The sequence below is a fragment of the Aquimarina muelleri DSM 19832 genome (assembly GCF_000430665.1).
Taxonomy (GTDB): Bacteria; Bacteroidota; Bacteroidia; order Flavobacteriales; family Flavobacteriaceae; genus Aquimarina; species Aquimarina muelleri.
In genome coordinates this window covers 71476-89752 of the sequence record NZ_AUML01000004.1, presented here as the reverse complement: position 1 = coordinate 89752, position 18277 = coordinate 71476, and the positions used below count along the sequence as shown (strand labels likewise).

General features: G+C 33.7%; 10 protein-coding genes and 1 tRNA gene. 3 read left to right on the top strand and 8 right to left on the bottom strand.

What is annotated here, in order from left to right:
- Positions 1-3 precede the first annotated feature (3 nt).
- The 4 genes from H527_RS0103680 to H527_RS0103665 all read right to left on the bottom strand — a co-directional run bounded on the left by H527_RS0103680 (position 4) and on the right by H527_RS0103665 (position 6819).
- A complete protein-coding gene (locus tag H527_RS0103680) occupies positions 4-543 on the bottom strand; it encodes a DUF3341 domain-containing protein (RefSeq protein WP_027411451.1) in 540 nt (179 codons plus the stop codon).
- A gap of 4 nt (positions 544-547) precedes the next feature.
- Complete coding sequence (gene nrfD / locus H527_RS21355) at positions 548-2278, bottom strand: NrfD/PsrC family molybdoenzyme membrane anchor subunit (RefSeq protein WP_081414545.1); 1731 nt, start codon at positions 2276-2278, stop codon at positions 548-550.
- 34 nt (positions 2279-2312) lie between these two features.
- Positions 2313-5432: a TAT-variant-translocated molybdopterin oxidoreductase gene (locus H527_RS0103670; protein WP_027411450.1), complete on the bottom strand. Its 3120-nt coding sequence runs from the start codon at positions 5430-5432 to the stop codon at positions 2313-2315.
- Between the two features lie 61 nt (positions 5433-5493).
- Positions 5494-6819: a c-type cytochrome gene (locus H527_RS0103665; protein ID WP_027411449.1), complete on the bottom strand. Its 1326-nt coding sequence runs from the start codon at positions 6817-6819 to the stop codon at positions 5494-5496.
- A gap of 222 nt (positions 6820-7041) precedes the next feature.
- Here H527_RS0103665 and H527_RS0103660 point away from each other — a divergent pair, with 222 nt between their 5' ends.
- Positions 7042-7506, top strand: a complete 465-nt coding sequence (locus H527_RS0103660; protein ID WP_229809249.1) for an SPOR domain-containing protein — start codon at positions 7042-7044, stop codon at positions 7504-7506.
- A 1307-nt stretch (positions 7507-8813) separates the two neighbouring features.
- Here H527_RS0103660 and infB read toward each other — a convergent pair.
- From infB to rimP, 3 genes are read right to left on the bottom strand one after another with little or no spacing between them, the layout of a single operon-like run.
- The gene (gene infB / locus H527_RS0103650) at positions 8814-11642 is read right to left on the bottom strand and encodes a translation initiation factor IF-2 (protein WP_027411447.1); all 2829 of its coding nucleotides are present in this window, start codon (positions 11640-11642) and stop codon (positions 8814-8816) included.
- Between the two features lie 43 nt (positions 11643-11685).
- The gene (gene nusA / locus H527_RS0103645) at positions 11686-12918 is read right to left on the bottom strand and encodes a transcription termination factor NusA (protein WP_027411446.1); all 1233 of its coding nucleotides are present in this window, start codon (positions 12916-12918) and stop codon (positions 11686-11688) included.
- Between the two features lie 15 nt (positions 12919-12933).
- Positions 12934-13398 (bottom strand): ribosome assembly cofactor RimP, encoded by a 465-nt coding sequence (gene rimP / locus H527_RS0103640; protein ID WP_027411445.1) that lies wholly within the window; start codon positions 13396-13398, stop codon positions 12934-12936.
- A gap of 240 nt (positions 13399-13638) precedes the next feature.
- Between rimP and H527_RS0103635 the strand changes: the two genes are divergently transcribed.
- Complete coding sequence (locus tag H527_RS0103635; protein WP_308427888.1) at positions 13639-14472, top strand: universal stress protein; 834 nt, start codon at positions 13639-13641, stop codon at positions 14470-14472.
- Between the two features lie 78 nt (positions 14473-14550).
- On the opposite strand, the gene H527_RS0103630 is transcribed toward H527_RS0103635, so the two are convergent.
- Positions 14551-14623: transfer RNA gene (locus tag H527_RS0103630), tRNA-Gln, on the bottom strand.
- Between the two features lie 209 nt (positions 14624-14832).
- Between H527_RS0103630 and H527_RS0103625 the strand changes: the two genes are divergently transcribed.
- On the top strand, positions 14833-18141 hold the full coding sequence (locus tag H527_RS0103625; protein ID WP_027411443.1) for a glycosyltransferase family 117 protein: 3309 nt from the start codon (positions 14833-14835) through the stop codon (positions 18139-18141).
- Positions 18142-18277 lie beyond the last annotated feature (136 nt).

Below are 18277 nucleotides of genomic sequence, written 5' to 3'. Positions count from 1 at the left end.
TTACTAATGGTTATCTTCTTCCTTATCTATTATTTTTATTTCTACTGCACCAGTATCTCCTAAAAAGTTGGTAAGCTGTTCTACATCATGATTACTTGCATTAACTTCCATCAAAAAATGATCATCAGTAGTTCTTACATCAGGATTTTCAGCTTTTTTAAATGGCCATAATTTACTTCTCATATAAAAAGTAATTACCATTAAATGCGCTGCAAAAAACACGGTAAGTTCAAACATAATCGGCACAAAGGCTGGCATGTTTTCTAAATAGCTAAAACTTGGCTTACCACCTATATCTTGTGGCCAGTCTTCAATCATGATATAATTCATCATTGTAATCGCTACTGTTAAACCAACACATCCATACATAAATGCTGTAATTGCCAATCTTGTATGAGGTAACCCCATTGCTTTATCTAGTCCATGAACTGGAAAAGGAGTATATACCTCTTCGATATGATAATGCTCTGCACGAACTTTCTTAACAGCATCCATCAGGATGTCGTCATCGATATATAATGCATGTATAACTTTTGATGCCATACTTCTAGTTATTTTTAAGTTTTTCTGCCTGACCTGCCCAATCATCACGTTGTGCTCTACCAGGAAAAGATCCAGTGATATTATCTAATAAATCGTACTCGGTTTTAGTCATTTTACTTACTTGACCAAAAGTGAATATTCCAAGTTCATTTAGTTTCTTTTCCATTACTGGTCCGATACCATTTACTTGTTTAAGATCGTCTGCTGTTTCTGTAGAAGCATCGAATGTTCCTAAATTTCCTAACAAACTATTTATATCTTCTTGTTTTACCTCTGTTTTAGGTTCTACTATTGTTTCTGTTTCATCAGTAACTATAAGTTTAACTTTTGGTAATTCATCTCTATGATCAATTCCTGCTTCTCTAAGTTTCTTGTATTTTTCTCCAGAAGATTTCAATATAGATTTTACCTCTGCTTGAGCTATTACAGGGAAACTTCTTGCATATAATAAGAATAGTACAAAAAAGAATCCTATTGTACCAATAAATATACCTATATCTACAAATGTTGGTGAGAACATAGTCCATGAAGACGGTAAATAATCCCTATGCAATGATGTTACTATAATTACAAAACGCTCAAACCACATCCCTATATTCACAACAATAGATATAAAGAAAGAGAACATGATACTTCTTCTAAGCTTAGGGAACCACATAAACTGTGGAGAAAAAACATTACAAGTCATCATTGCCCAATATGCCCACCAATAAGGACCCGTTGCTCTGTTTAAGAATGCATATTGTTCATATTCTACTCCAGAATACCAAGCTACAAAAAGCTCTGTAATATATGCTACCCCAACAATAGAACCTGTGATCATAATTACAATATTCATAAGTTCTATATGTAATATAGTAATATAGTTTTCTAGATTAGACACTTTTCTCATTATAATAAGAAGGGTGTTTACCATTGCAAATCCAGAAAAAACAGCTCCTGCAACAAAATAAGGTGGAAATATCGTAGTATGCCATCCAGGTATTACAGATGTTGCAAAGTCAAAGGATACAATTGTATGCACAGAAAGTACTAATGGTGTCGCTAAACCAGCAAGGACTAAAGATACTTCTTCAAAACGTTGCCAATCTTTTGCTCTACCACTCCATCCAAATGAAAGTAAGCTATATATTTTTTTATTAAACGGTGTAATTGCACGGTCTCTGATCATTGCAAAATCTGGTAGTAACCCTGTCCACCAGAAAACCAGCGATACAGAAAGATATGTAGAGATTGCAAATACATCCCATAATAATGGGGAGTTAAAATTTACCCATAGCGATCCAAATTGATTAGGAATTGGTAATACCCAATAAGCTAACCATGGACGTCCCATGTGTATAATTGGAAACAATCCTGCTTGAACAACTGCAAAAATTGTCATTGCTTCTGCAGAACGGTTAATTGCCATTCTCCATTTCTGACGGAATAACAATAATACTGCAGAAATCAGAGTTCCTGCGTGACCGATACCTACCCACCAAACAAAGTTGGTGATATCCCACGCCCATCCTACTGTTTTGTTTAATCCCCAGGTTCCTATCCCTGTAGATACAGTGTAAATAATACACCCTATCCCCCAAAGGAAAGCAATAAGTGAGATAGAAAAGACAATCCACCAAGATTTATTTGCTTTACCTTCTACCGCTGCTACAACATCCAAAGTTACATCGTGGTATGTTTTATCACCGGTTACTAAAGGTTTTCTTATAGGTGCTTCGTAATGAGACATAATCCTTTATAATTGAATTGATTCTTTATTTAGTTAATTAGGCTTCTGTAGTATTTCTTACTTTGGTATGATAAATTACATTAGGCTTTGTACCTACATGCTCCAGTAAGTGATACATACGATCATCCTCTTTAAGTTTAGCTACTTCACTACTCTTATCATTAATATCACCAAATACCATAGCACCTGATGAACAAGCTGCAGAACAAGCTGTTTGGAATTCTCCATCTTTTACTTCTCTACCTTCTCGTTTTGCATCCAAAATAGTTTTTTGAGTCATTTGGATACACATAGAACATTTTTCCATTACCCCTCTGGAACGTACAGTTACATCTGGGTTAAGAACCATTCTACCTAAGTCATTATTCATATGATAATCAAACTCGTCATTGTTATTATACAAGAACCAGTTAAACCTACGTACTTTATAAGGGCAGTTATTAGCACAATATCTTGTCCCTACACAACGATTGTACGCCATATGATTTTGCCCTTGTCTACCATGTGATGTTGCCGCAACTGGACAAACTGTTTCACAAGGAGCATGATTACAATGCTGACACATTACTGGCTGAAATACTACCTGAGGATTATCTGAAGGGTTTTCCATTTCTCCAAACTCGGATAAAGAACTTCCTAATCCTGAAATATTATTTTTCTTCTCATTATCTCCCTTAAAACTATCTTGTGAAGAGTAATAACGATCGATACGTAACCAATGCATATCGCGGGATCTTCGTATTTCTGATTTACCAACAACTGGCACATTGTTTTCTGCATGACAAGCTATAACACAAGCACCACATCCTGTACAAGCATTTAAATCTATAGAAAGATTAAAATGATGTCCTATAGATCTATCAAACGAATCCCAAAGATCTACTTCTGGTGAAGTAACCTCATATTCTATATGATTTTTACTTACTACGGGAACTGCATTCCACTCGCGCTTATCTTTTGTATTAAATACCTCTAACGTAGTTTCCTTTACAATATCTCCACGACCCATTAATGTATTATGCAGTTGTACACATGCAAACTCATGGGTTCCTTCTGCTGCTGTAATCGAAACCTCTTGTACTGCATTAAGGTTTTGATATAATGGATATGCATTTACTCCTACATTCATTTCTTGTTTAAGTCCTTTAGACTTACCATACCCTAAAGCTAAACCAACAGAGCCTTTGGCTTGCCCTGGTTGAATGATCACAGGTACAACAACTTCTTTTCCTGCTGCTGTAACTTTAGCATAACTACCATTTAAAGCTCCATTAGCTACATTTTCGTTAGTTAAACCTAACTGCTCTGCATCTGCTTTAGAAACCGTTAAATAGTTATCCCAAGAAGTTCTGGTAATTGGATCAGGCATTTCTTGTAACCAAGGGTTATTAGCCTGTTGCCCATCTCCAAGAGAGGTTTTTATATATAATGTAAGTTCTAAACCATTCGATTTTGCAATAGAAAGTCTTCTTGCAGCCGCATTAACATCGGTTCCTGTAGAAATTGATGTAGCAACTACTTCTGGAGTATCTCCTTCTGAAATTTCTATAGCATCTACCAACCCTTGTTTCGGAAGACTAGGTTTTATCAATACCCCATCATGCAAAGCTTGATTCCAAGAAGTACCTCCTAAAATTCCTGTCCATGCACTTTTTATGTACTCATCATAAGAAGATGAATTATCTGTCCACTTTAATAAAGTTTCTTGAAACTGTCTTGTATCAAACAAAGGTCTTATAGTAGGTTGCATTAAACTATAACTACCTTTTTTAAGCTCTACATCTCCCCAAGATTCTAAATAGTGTGGAGTTACAGCTATATAATTACACAACTCTCCAGTTGCATCGTTATGCATAGTAAATGCAACTGAAAGGTCTACTTTTTCAAGACCAGATTTAAACTCATTTGCATTAGGCAAAGTATATACTGGATTTACTCCAGCAATCAATAATGCTCCAACACGTCCAGCATTCATATCTTTAACCAATTGAGCGACTGCTTTAGCATCTCCTTGACGTATAGTACGTGGTGTATTTTGGTTAAAAGCTTTACTTTGTATTGCTTTGTTTATTTCTAAAACAACAAGTTGCGCATCAATATCCTGAATTCCAGATATCACTACAGCATTACTTCCTGCTTTTTGAATTTGTTTAGCTGCACTAACTACTTCTGCATCTAACTTAGAGTCTAAAGCTCCTTTGGTCCCTGCTCCTGTTACATACTTATAAAGAGCAGCTAATACTTGTTTTTGTTGTGAAGGGGTAGCCTGTATTCTTTTATCTGCATTAGCTCCAGACAAAGACATATTTGCCTCAAACTGAATATGCTTAGACATTTTTCCGTTTTTAGGAACACGTCCTTTAGCATACCCGCTATCATATCCTCCTCCTTGCCAATCTCCCAAAAAGTCAGCTCCTACACTTACAATAGTATTAGCTTTAGAAAAATCATAATCTGCAAGCGCTCTTTCTCCAAACATTGCTTGATATGCATCTAAAGCCTCTGAGTTAGATATTGCATCATATACTACATGCTTAACATTTTGGTATTTTGTTTTGAATTCAGAAATTAATTTTGAAGTAGATGGACTCGCATAAGTTTGAGTTAATAAAACTATTTGCTTACCTCCAATACTATTTAGTTTTGCTATAACTTCTTTATCCAAAACATCCCAGCTAACATCTTCATTACCTTTTTTAGGACCTTGAAGACGAGAGCTATCATATAGAGATAATACCGAAGCATGTACTCTTGCATTAGCATCTCCATTAGATGAGGCAAGATTATTATTTTCTACTTTAATAGGACGACCTTCTCTTGTTTTTATTAAAACACTAGCAAAATCAAACCCATCAGCAATTGTAGTAGCATAGTAGTTTGCCACACCAGGAACTATCCTCTCTGGCTGAACTACATAGGGTATCGATTTTTTAACAGGTCCTTCACATGCTGCTAAAGATGCAGCTGCAGTACTAAAACCTACATACTTAAGAAAATCACGACGTGTTGTCGATGAATTTTCTAACGATGATTTATCACCTAAAAATTCATCCGTAGGAATTTCCTTTACGAACTCATTTTGTTGTAGCGTCTCAACAATAGAGCTATTTTCGTTTAGCTCTTCAACACTTTTCCAGTATTTCTTGTTTGATGACATATATAATTGATATTAGCTTCTTACTATATTTTTCCAGTAATGGAAAACAATTTTTTTATTATTAATAATGGCATTTACCACATTCCAGACCACCCATTTGAGCAGCTGTTAGCTGATCCACACCATATTTCTTAGAAAGTTCTTTATGAATCTTCTCGTAATATTTATTATCTGCAACTTTCACATTAGTTTCTCTGTGACAATTAATACACCACCCCATTGTAAGTGGCGCATGTTGATACATAATTTCCATTTCTTCTACAGGACCATGACATGTCTGACACTCTACTCCTGCAACACTTACATGCTGAGAATGGTTAAAGTATGCGAAATCAGGTAGATTATGTATACGCACCCACTTAACAGGTTCTGTTTTACCAGTATACGACTGCGTATCAGGATCCCATCCTGTTGCTTTATATAACTTTTGAATTTCACCATCATAAAATTCTTTAGAATACTCCTCTGTCGCTGTAGCATCTGCCACTTCGCTTATAGACTTATGACAGTTCATACAAACATTAAGAGAAGGGATTCCTGATGTCTTACTAACCCTAGCTGAAGAATGACAATATTTACATTCTATTTGATTATCTCCTGCATGAATTTTATGTGAATAATGTATTGGTTGAACAGGCTGATATCCTTGATCGACTCCTACTTGCATAAAATAACCATATACAAAATAACCACTAGCCAATAATAAGAATACTGCCGTTACAAGCACTAAAAATTGATTTTGAACAAATGCTTTCCATATTGGAGTTCTCTTTTCTTCTATAGGCAATTCGACATTATTAGCTTCAGCAAAGCTTCTAAGTGTTTTATTTACCAAAAATAAAACTACCATCAGCATTAAGAACACTAAAGCTAAAATTGCAAGAATAACATTCGTAGAAACTCCTGCTCCTGATCCTGAAACAGCAGCATTACCTTCTGCACCAGATACTGGTGCTGGCGGATCTGCTTTAGGAACCATCACATAAGCTATGATATTATCAATATCTGTATTCGACAACTGCGGAAATGCATTCATCGCTGTCTTGTTATATTCTTCATAAATAGCAATAGCTTGTGAATCACCAGAAGCGATCATAGCTGCACTATTCTTTATCCAAGAATATATCCATTCTCTTTCGTATTTATCTTCTACCCCAAAAAGAGCAGGACCTGTCATTTTCTTATATCGTTTATGACAAGCAGCACAAAGAGACTTAAACAACTCTTCTCCTTTCGCTACATCTCCTCCAGATGAAGCTTCAGTTACCACAGCGGCGTCAACAGCTGCTTCGTCCTGTCCAAAAACAGGAGTAAAAAAAGTAAATAAAAAAACAGTTCCTAGAATTAGGATTTTAGAGGCTGAATTTCGGTGTTTCACCTGTTTCATATTATCAAGTAGAATTATCGTCTTATTTTTGGTATGGTTTTTTATCTATATCTTATGAAAAGACACAAAACCAACACTTTTAATTCGACGACAAAAGTACTATAATAAGTCGATTTTAGAAATGTTAGATTACTGTTAACTGTTAATTTATAATAATTCTAAATAATATTTTTTTATAATCTTGAGTTATTAAACTATACCTTTGCATCAAATCAATTTGTAATGAGAATGTTAAACACCAGAAACTATATTTTTATATTTAGCTTTTATCTAATAGCTTCCAATCATTTAACTGCGCAAGACAACCCAAATATCACTTCAGAAACCCCAAATCAAAACAATTTTGTTTCTGTAAATATGACTCCAAGGCCAGAAGCCTCTGTTACCGTCAACCAAGATCCAAGAATAAAAATGCTTTTAGACATAAAATCTAAGATGGAAAAAGATGGAGAATTTAGCGATCGTTATAAGATCCAACTATATTATGGAAGTTTAAATAAAGCTAATGAAATTGTAAAAGCATCAAAAGACGCCTTTACAGAGTGGGATTCTACTATCCAATGGGAAACCCCTAATTACAAGGTGTGGATCGGGAATTACCGAACTAGGCTTGAAGCAGATAGGGCTTTAAAAGAAATACACACTAAATTTCCAAACGCATTTATATTTAAACCCGAAAAAAGTTAATTTTTTAAAACATCTAACATCCTGAATAATCACTGCAAAAGCAGACACAATAAAAGGTAGTAATGTACATTACTACCTTTTATTTTTTTAAGTTTTTTTCTTTCACAGTTAATAGGCACTAATAAACATCAGAGATTAATTACAAATTACTTGCTGATTACAATCATTTAAGAAAATCATTATAATCAGCAAGTAATTTTTATCTTAATTTTTCAAGTTTTATTAATCAATTAGAGCAACCTACTTTATTGTTACAATTTTAGATGACCCATATAATTAATAATACATTTGAATTACCGTAAAACGATTAGATAATAATGATCCAAAAGGAATAATTGTAAAGCTTTTAAAATCAGGTCAAAATTTAAAAGAACTTAGTGAAGAATATGATTTAAACAGTTGGTAACGGAAATACGATAAGAAATCAGAAGATTTATCTGTAAAAAAGAACTCCGCATTGAATAACAAGAACTTCGTTCACTTCGAAAAGAATTAAAAAAAATCTAATTAGAAAAAGATATATTAAAAAGGTGATCAAGATCTTTTATAAGAGCGACAACCAAATATCATTTTACATTAAATTATAAATCAAAATATTTTATTAAAAAGACATGTAAACGTATATAAGCAAGTTGCAATACATGTTACAATTAACTAAAAACAAAAGGTTAGTACAATGAATTCTAAAAAAACAAATAGTCTTTCTTTTTAAAGATCATCGTAAAATTCATGAATACCTATTCGACTTCAAAATACATTAGAGAGTAAAGACTTAGAATACGGAATATTTTATATTGGAAAGTTGTAAAAAGTGCTTTAAAAGAACGTTTATTGCCTCTACAAATCCAAAAATACTAGGTAAATAAAAAAAGACTCTTTCTCACTTAAATAGAGAGATACAATACCAATAGAACATACTCTGTTTTAAGGCGTCTAACTCGCTTAGAAATGAAAATCAAGTTATAACTAACAACAGGCACAAAAAATAGCTTAATATTCATCAGGTATCCCACATCTGAATAGAATTTCCTGTATTACTCCCATTATTTGGGTAATCCTTATTTATGACTTCAGTAAACAAAGATGAAACCAATCAATTAGTTAATTTTTCTGAGAAAATTTTCCTTGGGAGAGGATTAGATCATATACACCCTAAATAGATTTTTTTGTTTCTATAACAAAATTTCAAAATCTTCTTGACCAGTATTCACACACTAAAAAAAGGAGCAAAAAATACTATGATTTTTACTCCTTTTTATTTCTTTCTATACTAATTCATTAAGGGGATTTTTCAACGCCCTCTGATTTTACAGCTTTTTCTTGACTGCAACTTCTTGATACGCTTCAACTACATCACCTATTCTAATATCATTGTAGTTCTTAACCTGTAACCCACAATCATATCCTTTCCCTACTTCTTTTACATCATCTTTAAAACGTTTCAATGAAGAAAGCTCTCCTGTATACACAACAACTCCTTCCCGTATTAATCGAACTCCTGAATTCCTGTATATCTTACCATTTTGAACCATACAACCTGCAATAGTTCCTATTTTAGATATTTTAAACGTTTCTCTAATTTCTGCAGTACCAGTAATTTCTTCTTTCATCACTGGAGAAAGCATTCCTTCCATCGCATCCTTAAGATCATTAATCGCATCATAAATAATAGAGTATGTTCTGATATCGATTTCTTCTTTATCGGCAACCTGCCTAGCATTACCAGCAGGCCTAACATTAAACCCTATAATAATAGCATCAGAAGCTGATGCAAGTAACACATCACTTTCTGTAATTGCTCCTACTGCTTTATGAATAATATTAACATGGATTTCCTCAGTAGACAATTTCTGGAACGAATCCGTTAATGCTTCTACAGAACCATCCACATCTCCTTTAAGAATAATATTAAGCTCTTTAAAATCTCCTAATGCAATTCTACGTCCAATTTCTGCTAAAGTAATATGTCTCTGTGTTCGAACAGATTGTTCTCTATGCAACTGTGCTCGTTTCGAAGCAATGTCTTTAGCCTCACGCTCATCTTCTAACACACTAAATTTATCCCCAGCCTGAGTTGCTCCATCTAATCCCAATATAGAAACTGGAGTAGAAGGCCCAGCCTCTTTTACATTCTTTCCTCTTTCATCCTGCATCGCCTTAATCTTACCGCTATTTTTACCTGCAAGAACATAATCTCCTACATGAAGTGTTCCTGTTTGAACTAAAACAGTAGATACGTATCCACGTCCTTTATCCAAAAATGCCTCAACTACGGTACCAGAAGCTAATCTATTTGGATTTGCTTTTAACTCTAATATTTCAGCTTCAAGAATTACTTTTTCTAATAACTCTTTGACTCCTAATCCTGTCTTAGCAGAAATATCATGGGATTGTATTTTTCCTCCCCAATCCTCTACTAACAAATTCATAGAAGCTAATCTTTCTTTTATCTTTTCTGGATTTGCCTCTGGTCTATCTATTTTATTAATCGCAAATACGATAGGAACACCAGCTGCTTGCGCATGACTAATTGCCTCTTTAGTTTGTGGCATGATATCATCATCTGCTGCTATCACAATGATAGCTAAATCTGTTACTTGCGCTCCACGAGCACGCATGGCGGTAAATGCTTCGTGACCAGGTGTATCTAAAAATGCTATCTTTTGACCATTTTCTAATTGCACCCCATAAGCACCAATATGCTGTGTAATACCACCACTCTCTCCTGCAATCACATTTTCTTTTCTTATGTAATCCAGTAACGATGTTTTACCATGGTCTACATGCCCCATTACTGTAACAATCGGAGCTCTTGCTTCTAAATCCTCTGGGGCATCAAAAATTTCTTCTATAGAATCTTCGATATCCGCAGTTACAAAATCAACCTCGTATCCAAACTCGTCCGCAACTATAGATAATGTTTCTGCATCTAAACGTTGGTTCATAGTTACCATAATACCAAGAGACATACATGCAGAAATAATTTGTGTAGTAGGAACACTCATCATTGTAGCAACTTCTGAGGCCGTTACAAATTCTGTTACTTTAAGAACTTTACTTTCTTGTTCTTGTTGTGCTACATCGTCTTCAACTTTCTGACGGTGTTGATCCCTTTTATCTCTACGATATTTAGCTGCCTTAGATTTATTAGATTTACCCTGTAATTTTTCCAGAGTTTCTCTTACTTGTTTCTGTACCTCTTCTTCACTTGGTTCTTCTTTTACTACAGCAGGTCTTTTACCTTTTACAGGGCCTCTTCCTCTATTAGCAGGACCTCGGTTTCCACCTCCAGAGCCTTGACCTCCTGGCCTTCCACCTCCAGAGCCTTGATTACCTGCTCCATCTTTATTTATTCTTCGTCTACGCTTTTTAGCAGCATCTCCTGCAGACGTAGATTTTTTATCATTTTTATCATCTTTCTTTTTAACCGGTTTTTTGAACTGGGTTAAATCGATTTTTTGTCCAGTAAAATTAGGTCCTTCTAATTTTTTATACTGCGTCTTTACCTTTTCTGGCTCTGTAGAAACTTCTTCCTCTTCAACAACTGGAGACGGAGAAGGTTTAGGAGCTTCTTTATCAACAACAGGAGGAACAGGAGAAGAAACAGGTTTCTCTTCCTTTTTTTCTTTTGGCGCCTGCTTTGTTATTTTTAAACCTATTTTTGGCGGCCTATTAGAAACTATTTCAGGAGTAGTTTTTTTCACCTCTTCTTTTACCTCTTCTTTTTTAGGAGTTTCAACTACCTTTTCTTCGGGCTTTGTAGTATCTTCCACTTTTTTATTGTTATCTAATTCAATTTTACCAACTTTCTTAGGTCCGCTTAATTGAGCTTTAGCTTTTACAACTTCTCGAGCTTCGGTACGTTTACGCTTTTCTTCCAACTCATGTTCTATCTGTACACGCAGTGCTTCTTTCTCTTTCTTCTTTTCTTCACCAACTTCTTTGGAAGCTACCTTTTTACTCTTATCTGTTTGAAATTCATCAAACAAGAGCTTATAAATCTCTGAAGAAATTTTTGTAGTAGGACGCGCATCTATCTCATGACCTTTTGAATTCAAAAAGTCAACAGCCCGATCTAGCGAGATATTGAATTCGCGTAATACTTTATTTAATCTCATTGTTCCTGCTTCAGCCATAAACGCCTTTTATTTAATGCTCAAATATAATTAATTGTGATTATTAATCTTCAAATTCAGATTTTAATATTCTCATCACTTCACTTACTGTCTCTTCTTCAAGATCAGTTCGTTTTACTAAATCACTAATTTCTTGTTCCAAAATACTCTTTGCTGTATCCAAACCTATTTTAGAAAATTCTTCGATAATCCACGAATCTATTTCGTCAGAAAACTCTGTAAGTTCGACATCTTCCTCTACTCCTTCTCTAAACACATCTATCTCATAACCAGTAAGTTGACCCGCTAATCTAATATTATGTCCTCCTCTACCAATAGCCTTAGAAACCTCTTCTGGTCTTAACATAACTTCTGCCCGACTAGTCTCTTCATTAATCTTTATTGAAGTAACTTTTGCTGGACTTAAAGCTCTTGTAATATATAGCTGTAAATTATTTGTATAGTTAATCACATCTATATTTTCGTTTCCTAATTCTCTAACAATCCCATGTATACGAGAACCTTTCATACCAACACAAGCTCCTACAGGGTCAATTCTATCGTCATAAGAGTCCACAGCAACTTTAGCTTTTTCCCCTGGGATTCTAACTACTTTTTTAACAGAGATTAAACCATCAAATACTTCTGGTATTTCTGATTCAAATAGTTTTTCTAAAAACAATGGAGATGTTCTAGACATAACAATAGACGGCTTATTACCTTTAAGCTCTACTGATTCTATAATCCCACGTACATTTTCTCCTTTTCTGAAAAAATCTGATGGTATTTGCCTATCCTTCGGCAATATAATCTCATTACCCTCATCATCCAACATTATAATAGCTCTATGTCGAATATGATGAACTTCTGCCGTATAAATCTCTCCTTCTAATTCTTTAAAGTGCTTATATATATTAGTATTATCATGTTCATGAATTTTAGAAATCAAATTCTGGCGTAATGCCAATATAGAACGTCTTCCTAAATGTATAAGCTTTACTTCTTCTGAAACATCTTCACCAACTTCAAAATCAGGCTCTATTTTTCTAGCTGCCGTTAATGAAATTTCTTGATTATCATCTTCAACTTCTCCGTCTGCTACTACGATACGGTTTCTCCAAATTTCTAAATCTCCTTTATCAGGATTTATAATGATATCGAAATTATCATCACTACCAAACTTCTTTTTTAGAGCATTTCTAAACACATCTTCTAAGATCGACATTAGTGTAACACGATCTATAAACTTATCATCCTTGAATTCTGAAAATGATTCTATTAATGCGATATTTTCCATATCAGTATATTATAATTAAAATGTTATTATAACTTTTGCCTCTACAATATTATCATAAGCCACACTAACTTCTTTTGTTACTGTTACCTTACCTTTTCCTACTGGCTTAGGTTCTCTGCTTTTCCATCTTAAGATTATTTCTGTTTCATTTGCTGAAATCAAATCTCCTTCAAACACTTCTTCTTTTGATTTTACCTTAAGTTTTCTACCGACATTTTTGGCATATTGGCGAACATGAGTCAAACCTTCAGAAACTCCAGCAGACATGACCTGAAGAGAAAAATCTTCTTCTTCTCTATCCAGATTATGCTCGATCGCCCTACTAATAGCAATACAATCTTCTACCGTGACCCCCTCATCTCCATCAATAATAATCTCTATACAATTACCTGAATGAATCTTACTTTCAATCAGGAATAAAGACGGTTTTTCTTGAAGCGCCTCTTCTAATAAACTACGAACTTTGTCTCTTAATGACATAAATAGATAAAAAGAGGGGACTTTTTGTCCCCTCACCCTGGTTTTTTAATTTCAACGGTGCAAAGATAGTAATAATATCTTAGATACAAAATATCGCTGAGAATGAATTTATTCGTAAATTTAAGATACTATTTTTTTTGGATTAGTTTTTATATAAAAATCATCATTAATCAAAACATTAATACTTTCTTTTAAAACCCATAAATCATAGATAAATCTCAAACTTCAAAAAGTAATATTATGATAAAAAACATATTAGTTCCTACAGATTTTTCCAAACAAGCAGAAAACGCCCTAAAAGTAGCTGCCCAAATTGCAAAAAAAAATAATGCAAAAATCTATTTATGTCACATTTTAGAACTCCCAATACATCTAGCAGATCTTATGTCTTCTGGTGTCTCTGCCCCTGCTCCTGAAGCAATTTTCTTCATGAAGCAAGCTCATAAAAAATTCGAAGAAGTAACCAGCAAAGATTACCTAAAAAACATTGAAGTCATAGAAACTGTAAGCTTCGAAGATGTTACGCACGGAATCATAAACTCTAGCACCAAAAACGATGCTGACATCATCATTATGGGATCTCATGGCTCTACTGGTTTTGAAGAACTATTTATAGGCTCTAATGCAGAAAAAATAGTACGAACATCCAAAAAACCTGTATTAGTAATCAAAGAGTACTGCGATATTTTTAATATTAACGATTTTGTATACGCTACTAATTTTGACAATGAAGACAAAGGGTGCTTATTAGCCGCACATGAATTTTCTAAATCAATAGAAGCTAAACTTCATTTGGTATGGATAAACACAGCTAACAGCTTCAAAACAACCTATGAAACAGAAGAGAAAATGAACAAAATGATATCTAATTTACCAATCGATAATTATACTTTAAACATATACAACGATGTTACCGTAGAAAAAGGGATCTTAAACTTTGCAGAATCAATTAACGCAGGCATGATTGGCATTAGCACTCATGGAAGGAAAGGAATATCCCATTTTATTAACGGAAGCTTAGGAGAAGACGTAGTTAATCACGCAAAAAGACCTGTACTAACCTTTAAAATATAAAAAAAACCACACCCTTTTCCTATTTACTTTCTAAAAACAAATAACCCTTTAAACAATTAAGCTTAAAGGGTTATTAAGTTGGTCTACTAGGGCTCGAACCTAGACTCTTCTGTACCAAAAACAGACGTGTTGCCAGTTACACCATAGACCAATACTTGTTTTCGGGTGCAAATTTAAAACTTTCTTTTAGTTTTGCAAACATTTTTTAAAAAATTATTTAATAAATATATTTTTTCTTCTACACACCTCTATAATCAAAGTATTAAAATATAAACTTCTGTTAAGCGTTTCCTAAAAAAACCAAGGTTAAACTATTTTTATTACTAAATTCGCCACACGTTATATAAACGAATAATTCTTATGAGTACTTTCAACTTTACTAAGTGGAATAAAATACTGGGATGGATAGTATTTGCCATCGCTTTATGTGTTTACACTATGACCGTAGAACCTACTGCTAGTTTTTGGGATGCAGGAGAATACATTGCTACTTCTTCAAAACTACAAGTTGGCCATCCTCCAGGAGCTCCTTTGTTTCAGATGATAGGAGCATTTGCATCTGCTTTTGCATCAGACCCTACACAAATTGCATTAATGGTAAATATGACCTCTGCCTTTGCTAGTGCTTTTACTATCCTTTTTATGTTTTGGTCGATCACTATACTTGTCAAAAAGGTTATCTTAAAAGATGAAGAATTAACCCAAAGTAAAGCCATAGCAATATTAGGAAGTGGATTAGTAGGAGCTTTAGCTTTTACTTTCACAGATAGTTTCTGGTTTAATGCTGTAGAAGCAGAAGTATATGCCATGGCAACCTGCATACTTTCTGTTCTTTTTTATCTTGGTTTATTATGGGAAAGAGACATGCACACCATCAGAGGTAATAAATGGTTGATTTTAATTTCATTTATTGTAGGATTATCTTTTGGCGTTCATTTTATGGGATTACTGTCTATTCCTGCAATAGGCTTATTGTATTATTTTAAGAATTATAAAGAAATAACCGTTAAAAATTTCATAATTGCCAATATTGTTGTTGTTGCAATTTTATTGTTTATTTTTAAACTACTATTACCGTCTACACTGAAATTCTTTGGTGCCTCTGAAGTGTTTTTCGTTAACTCTATTGGTCTTCCTTTTAACTCAGGAACTATTATTGCAGGATTAGTAATTGCAACTGCTTTCTATTTTGGCATAAAATATACACGTAAAAAAGAACAAGTTGAATTAAACACACTATTGCTGTGCGTACTATTCATACTTATAGGGTTTTCCAGCTGGATCATGTTACCGATAAGGGCAAATGCTGGTACTGTAATAAATGAAAACAACCCGAACAATGCTAGAGAGTTATTAGCATATTACAATTTAGAACAATACCCCGAAACACATCTTTTTTATGGCCCTCAATTTACAGAAATTTACGCTGGGCTTGACGAAAACAACCCGTATGAGGATGGTAAACCTAAATATGAAAAAGATATTAAAACTGGGAAATATATAATTGTTAACGATTGGAAGAATGCAAAACAGAATCTAGATGATGCGCACAAAGCATTTTTACCTAGAATGTGGAGTACCGAACATATAGCAAACTATATGGAATACTCGGGACCAATTAGCTTTACCATAAAACCTGAATATCAAACCGAAGAAGAATTACTAAATGCAGTAACTCAATTTAGAAGAGAATATGCTAAAGGAAAATTAGATAACGATGATTACAGCAAATTTTTACAATCTTTTGGAAACTATCTAAATGTAGAAAAACCTTCTTTCTGGGATAATGTTGTATATCTTTTTGATTATCAAATAGGATACATGTACTGGCGTTACTTTATGTGGAATTTTGTTGGAAGACAAGATGACAACCAAGGAAAACTTACTAATTTAGAAGGTAACTGGCTTAGTGGAATTAAGTTTATTGATGAAATTCGATTAGGATCTCAGGACAACTTACCTAATGATGTTCTTAAAAACAAAGCGCGAAACACATATTATTTCTTACCATTACTTTTAGGCTTAATTGGATTTATATTTATGCTACAAAGAGATAAGAAAAAATTCTGGGTACTACTTGTCTTTTTCCTCTTTACAGGTCTTGCTTTAAAGATCTATCTTAACGAAAGACCTTTTGAACCACGAGAAAGAGACTATGCATTAGTAGGATCTTTTTATGTATTTGCTATATGGATAGGCTTTGGAGTATATGCACTATTTGATTTTCTAAAAGAATATCTTAAACCAAAAATAGTAGCCCCTGCAATTACTATTGTTTGTTTACTCGCCGTTCCGATAGTATTAGCTGCACAGAATTGGGATGACCATGATCGTTCTAATCGATACACTGCGCAATCTATGGCTAAAATGTATTTACAATCTTGTCAAAAAGACGCTATCTTGTTTACTATTGGAGACAACGACACCTTTGCTTTGTGGTATGCACAAGAGATAGAAGGGTACAGAACTGATGTTAGAACTGTAAACACAAGTCTTTTTGCTACAGATTGGTATATCGACCAAATGAAAAGAGCTGCATACGAAGGCAAACCTATCCCTTCGCAATTAACACATGATTTTTATAGATTTGGAAACAATGATGCTATTTATCACAAACCAGTAACTAATGACACCATGTTAATTAAAAACTGGATGCGTTGGATAGAAACAGACGACCCAAGAACTAAAGGGGACTTACAAAGTGGAAAAAAAGTAAATACATTCCCTACTAAACATATAAGAATACCGGTTGATAAAGAAGCTGTCCTTAAAAATGGTATCGTAGCCCCAGAAGATGCAGATCTTATTGTACCGTATATAGACATTCACCTTAAAGGAGATATGATCTTTAAAAACCGCCTATTAATGTTAGATATTATTGCCAATAACAATTGGGAAAGACCAATTTATTTTACAGGTGGAAGTTATGGCGATGATGATTTTTTATGGATGAAGGATTACTTACAACTAGATGGAGTAACTTATAAACTGGTTCCTATTTTAACAAAAGTAGATCGTAAAAATCCTTTTGAAATGGGAAGAATAGACACTGATCTTATGTACAAAAATGTTACAAGTTGGGATTGGGGTAATAGTGAAGATCCTAACATATATCATGACCCAGAAACCAGAAAAAATTCTATAACTTATAGAAGTAATCTAGCACGTCTTGTCGAAGCACTTATACAAGAAGAGAAAAAAGAAAAAGCTAAAGAAATTTTAGACTTAGCTATGGAAAAAATGCCAATAGAATATTATGAATATTACACATTAGTAGAACCTTATGTTAATGGGTATTATAAAGTAGGAGAAAAAGAAAAAGCTAGAGATCTTTGGACAAAACTTGCTAAAAAGTATCAAGAACAACTTACTTACTTTGGCAGTCTTGAGCTTAAAGACCAATATAGTTATGCCGAAGAAATTGTAACTAATGTAGAACGTTATCGTAGTGTAGTAGATCTATTATTAATTAATCAAGATCGAGAAATGGTAGAAGAAAAAGCGGATGAATTTAATAAATATCTTAGACTATTTACCAGATTATACTCTACCGATGAAGAATATGATGACGAAGAAGCTATTCAGAAACAAGAAGAGGACTTAATTAAAGAGTTTCAAAATAGTAGTAAAGAAAATTCTTTAGACTCCTTAGATAGTATTCCTAATTAATTATATAAAGGCTATCTAAAAAGTAAAAAATATTATAAATTGTTAGTCTGCGCTTGTCAAACACCGATCAATTGGTCAAAAACTTCGACAAGCGCAGATCGATAATTATAGATTGTTTTTTAAACAGCTTCTTACA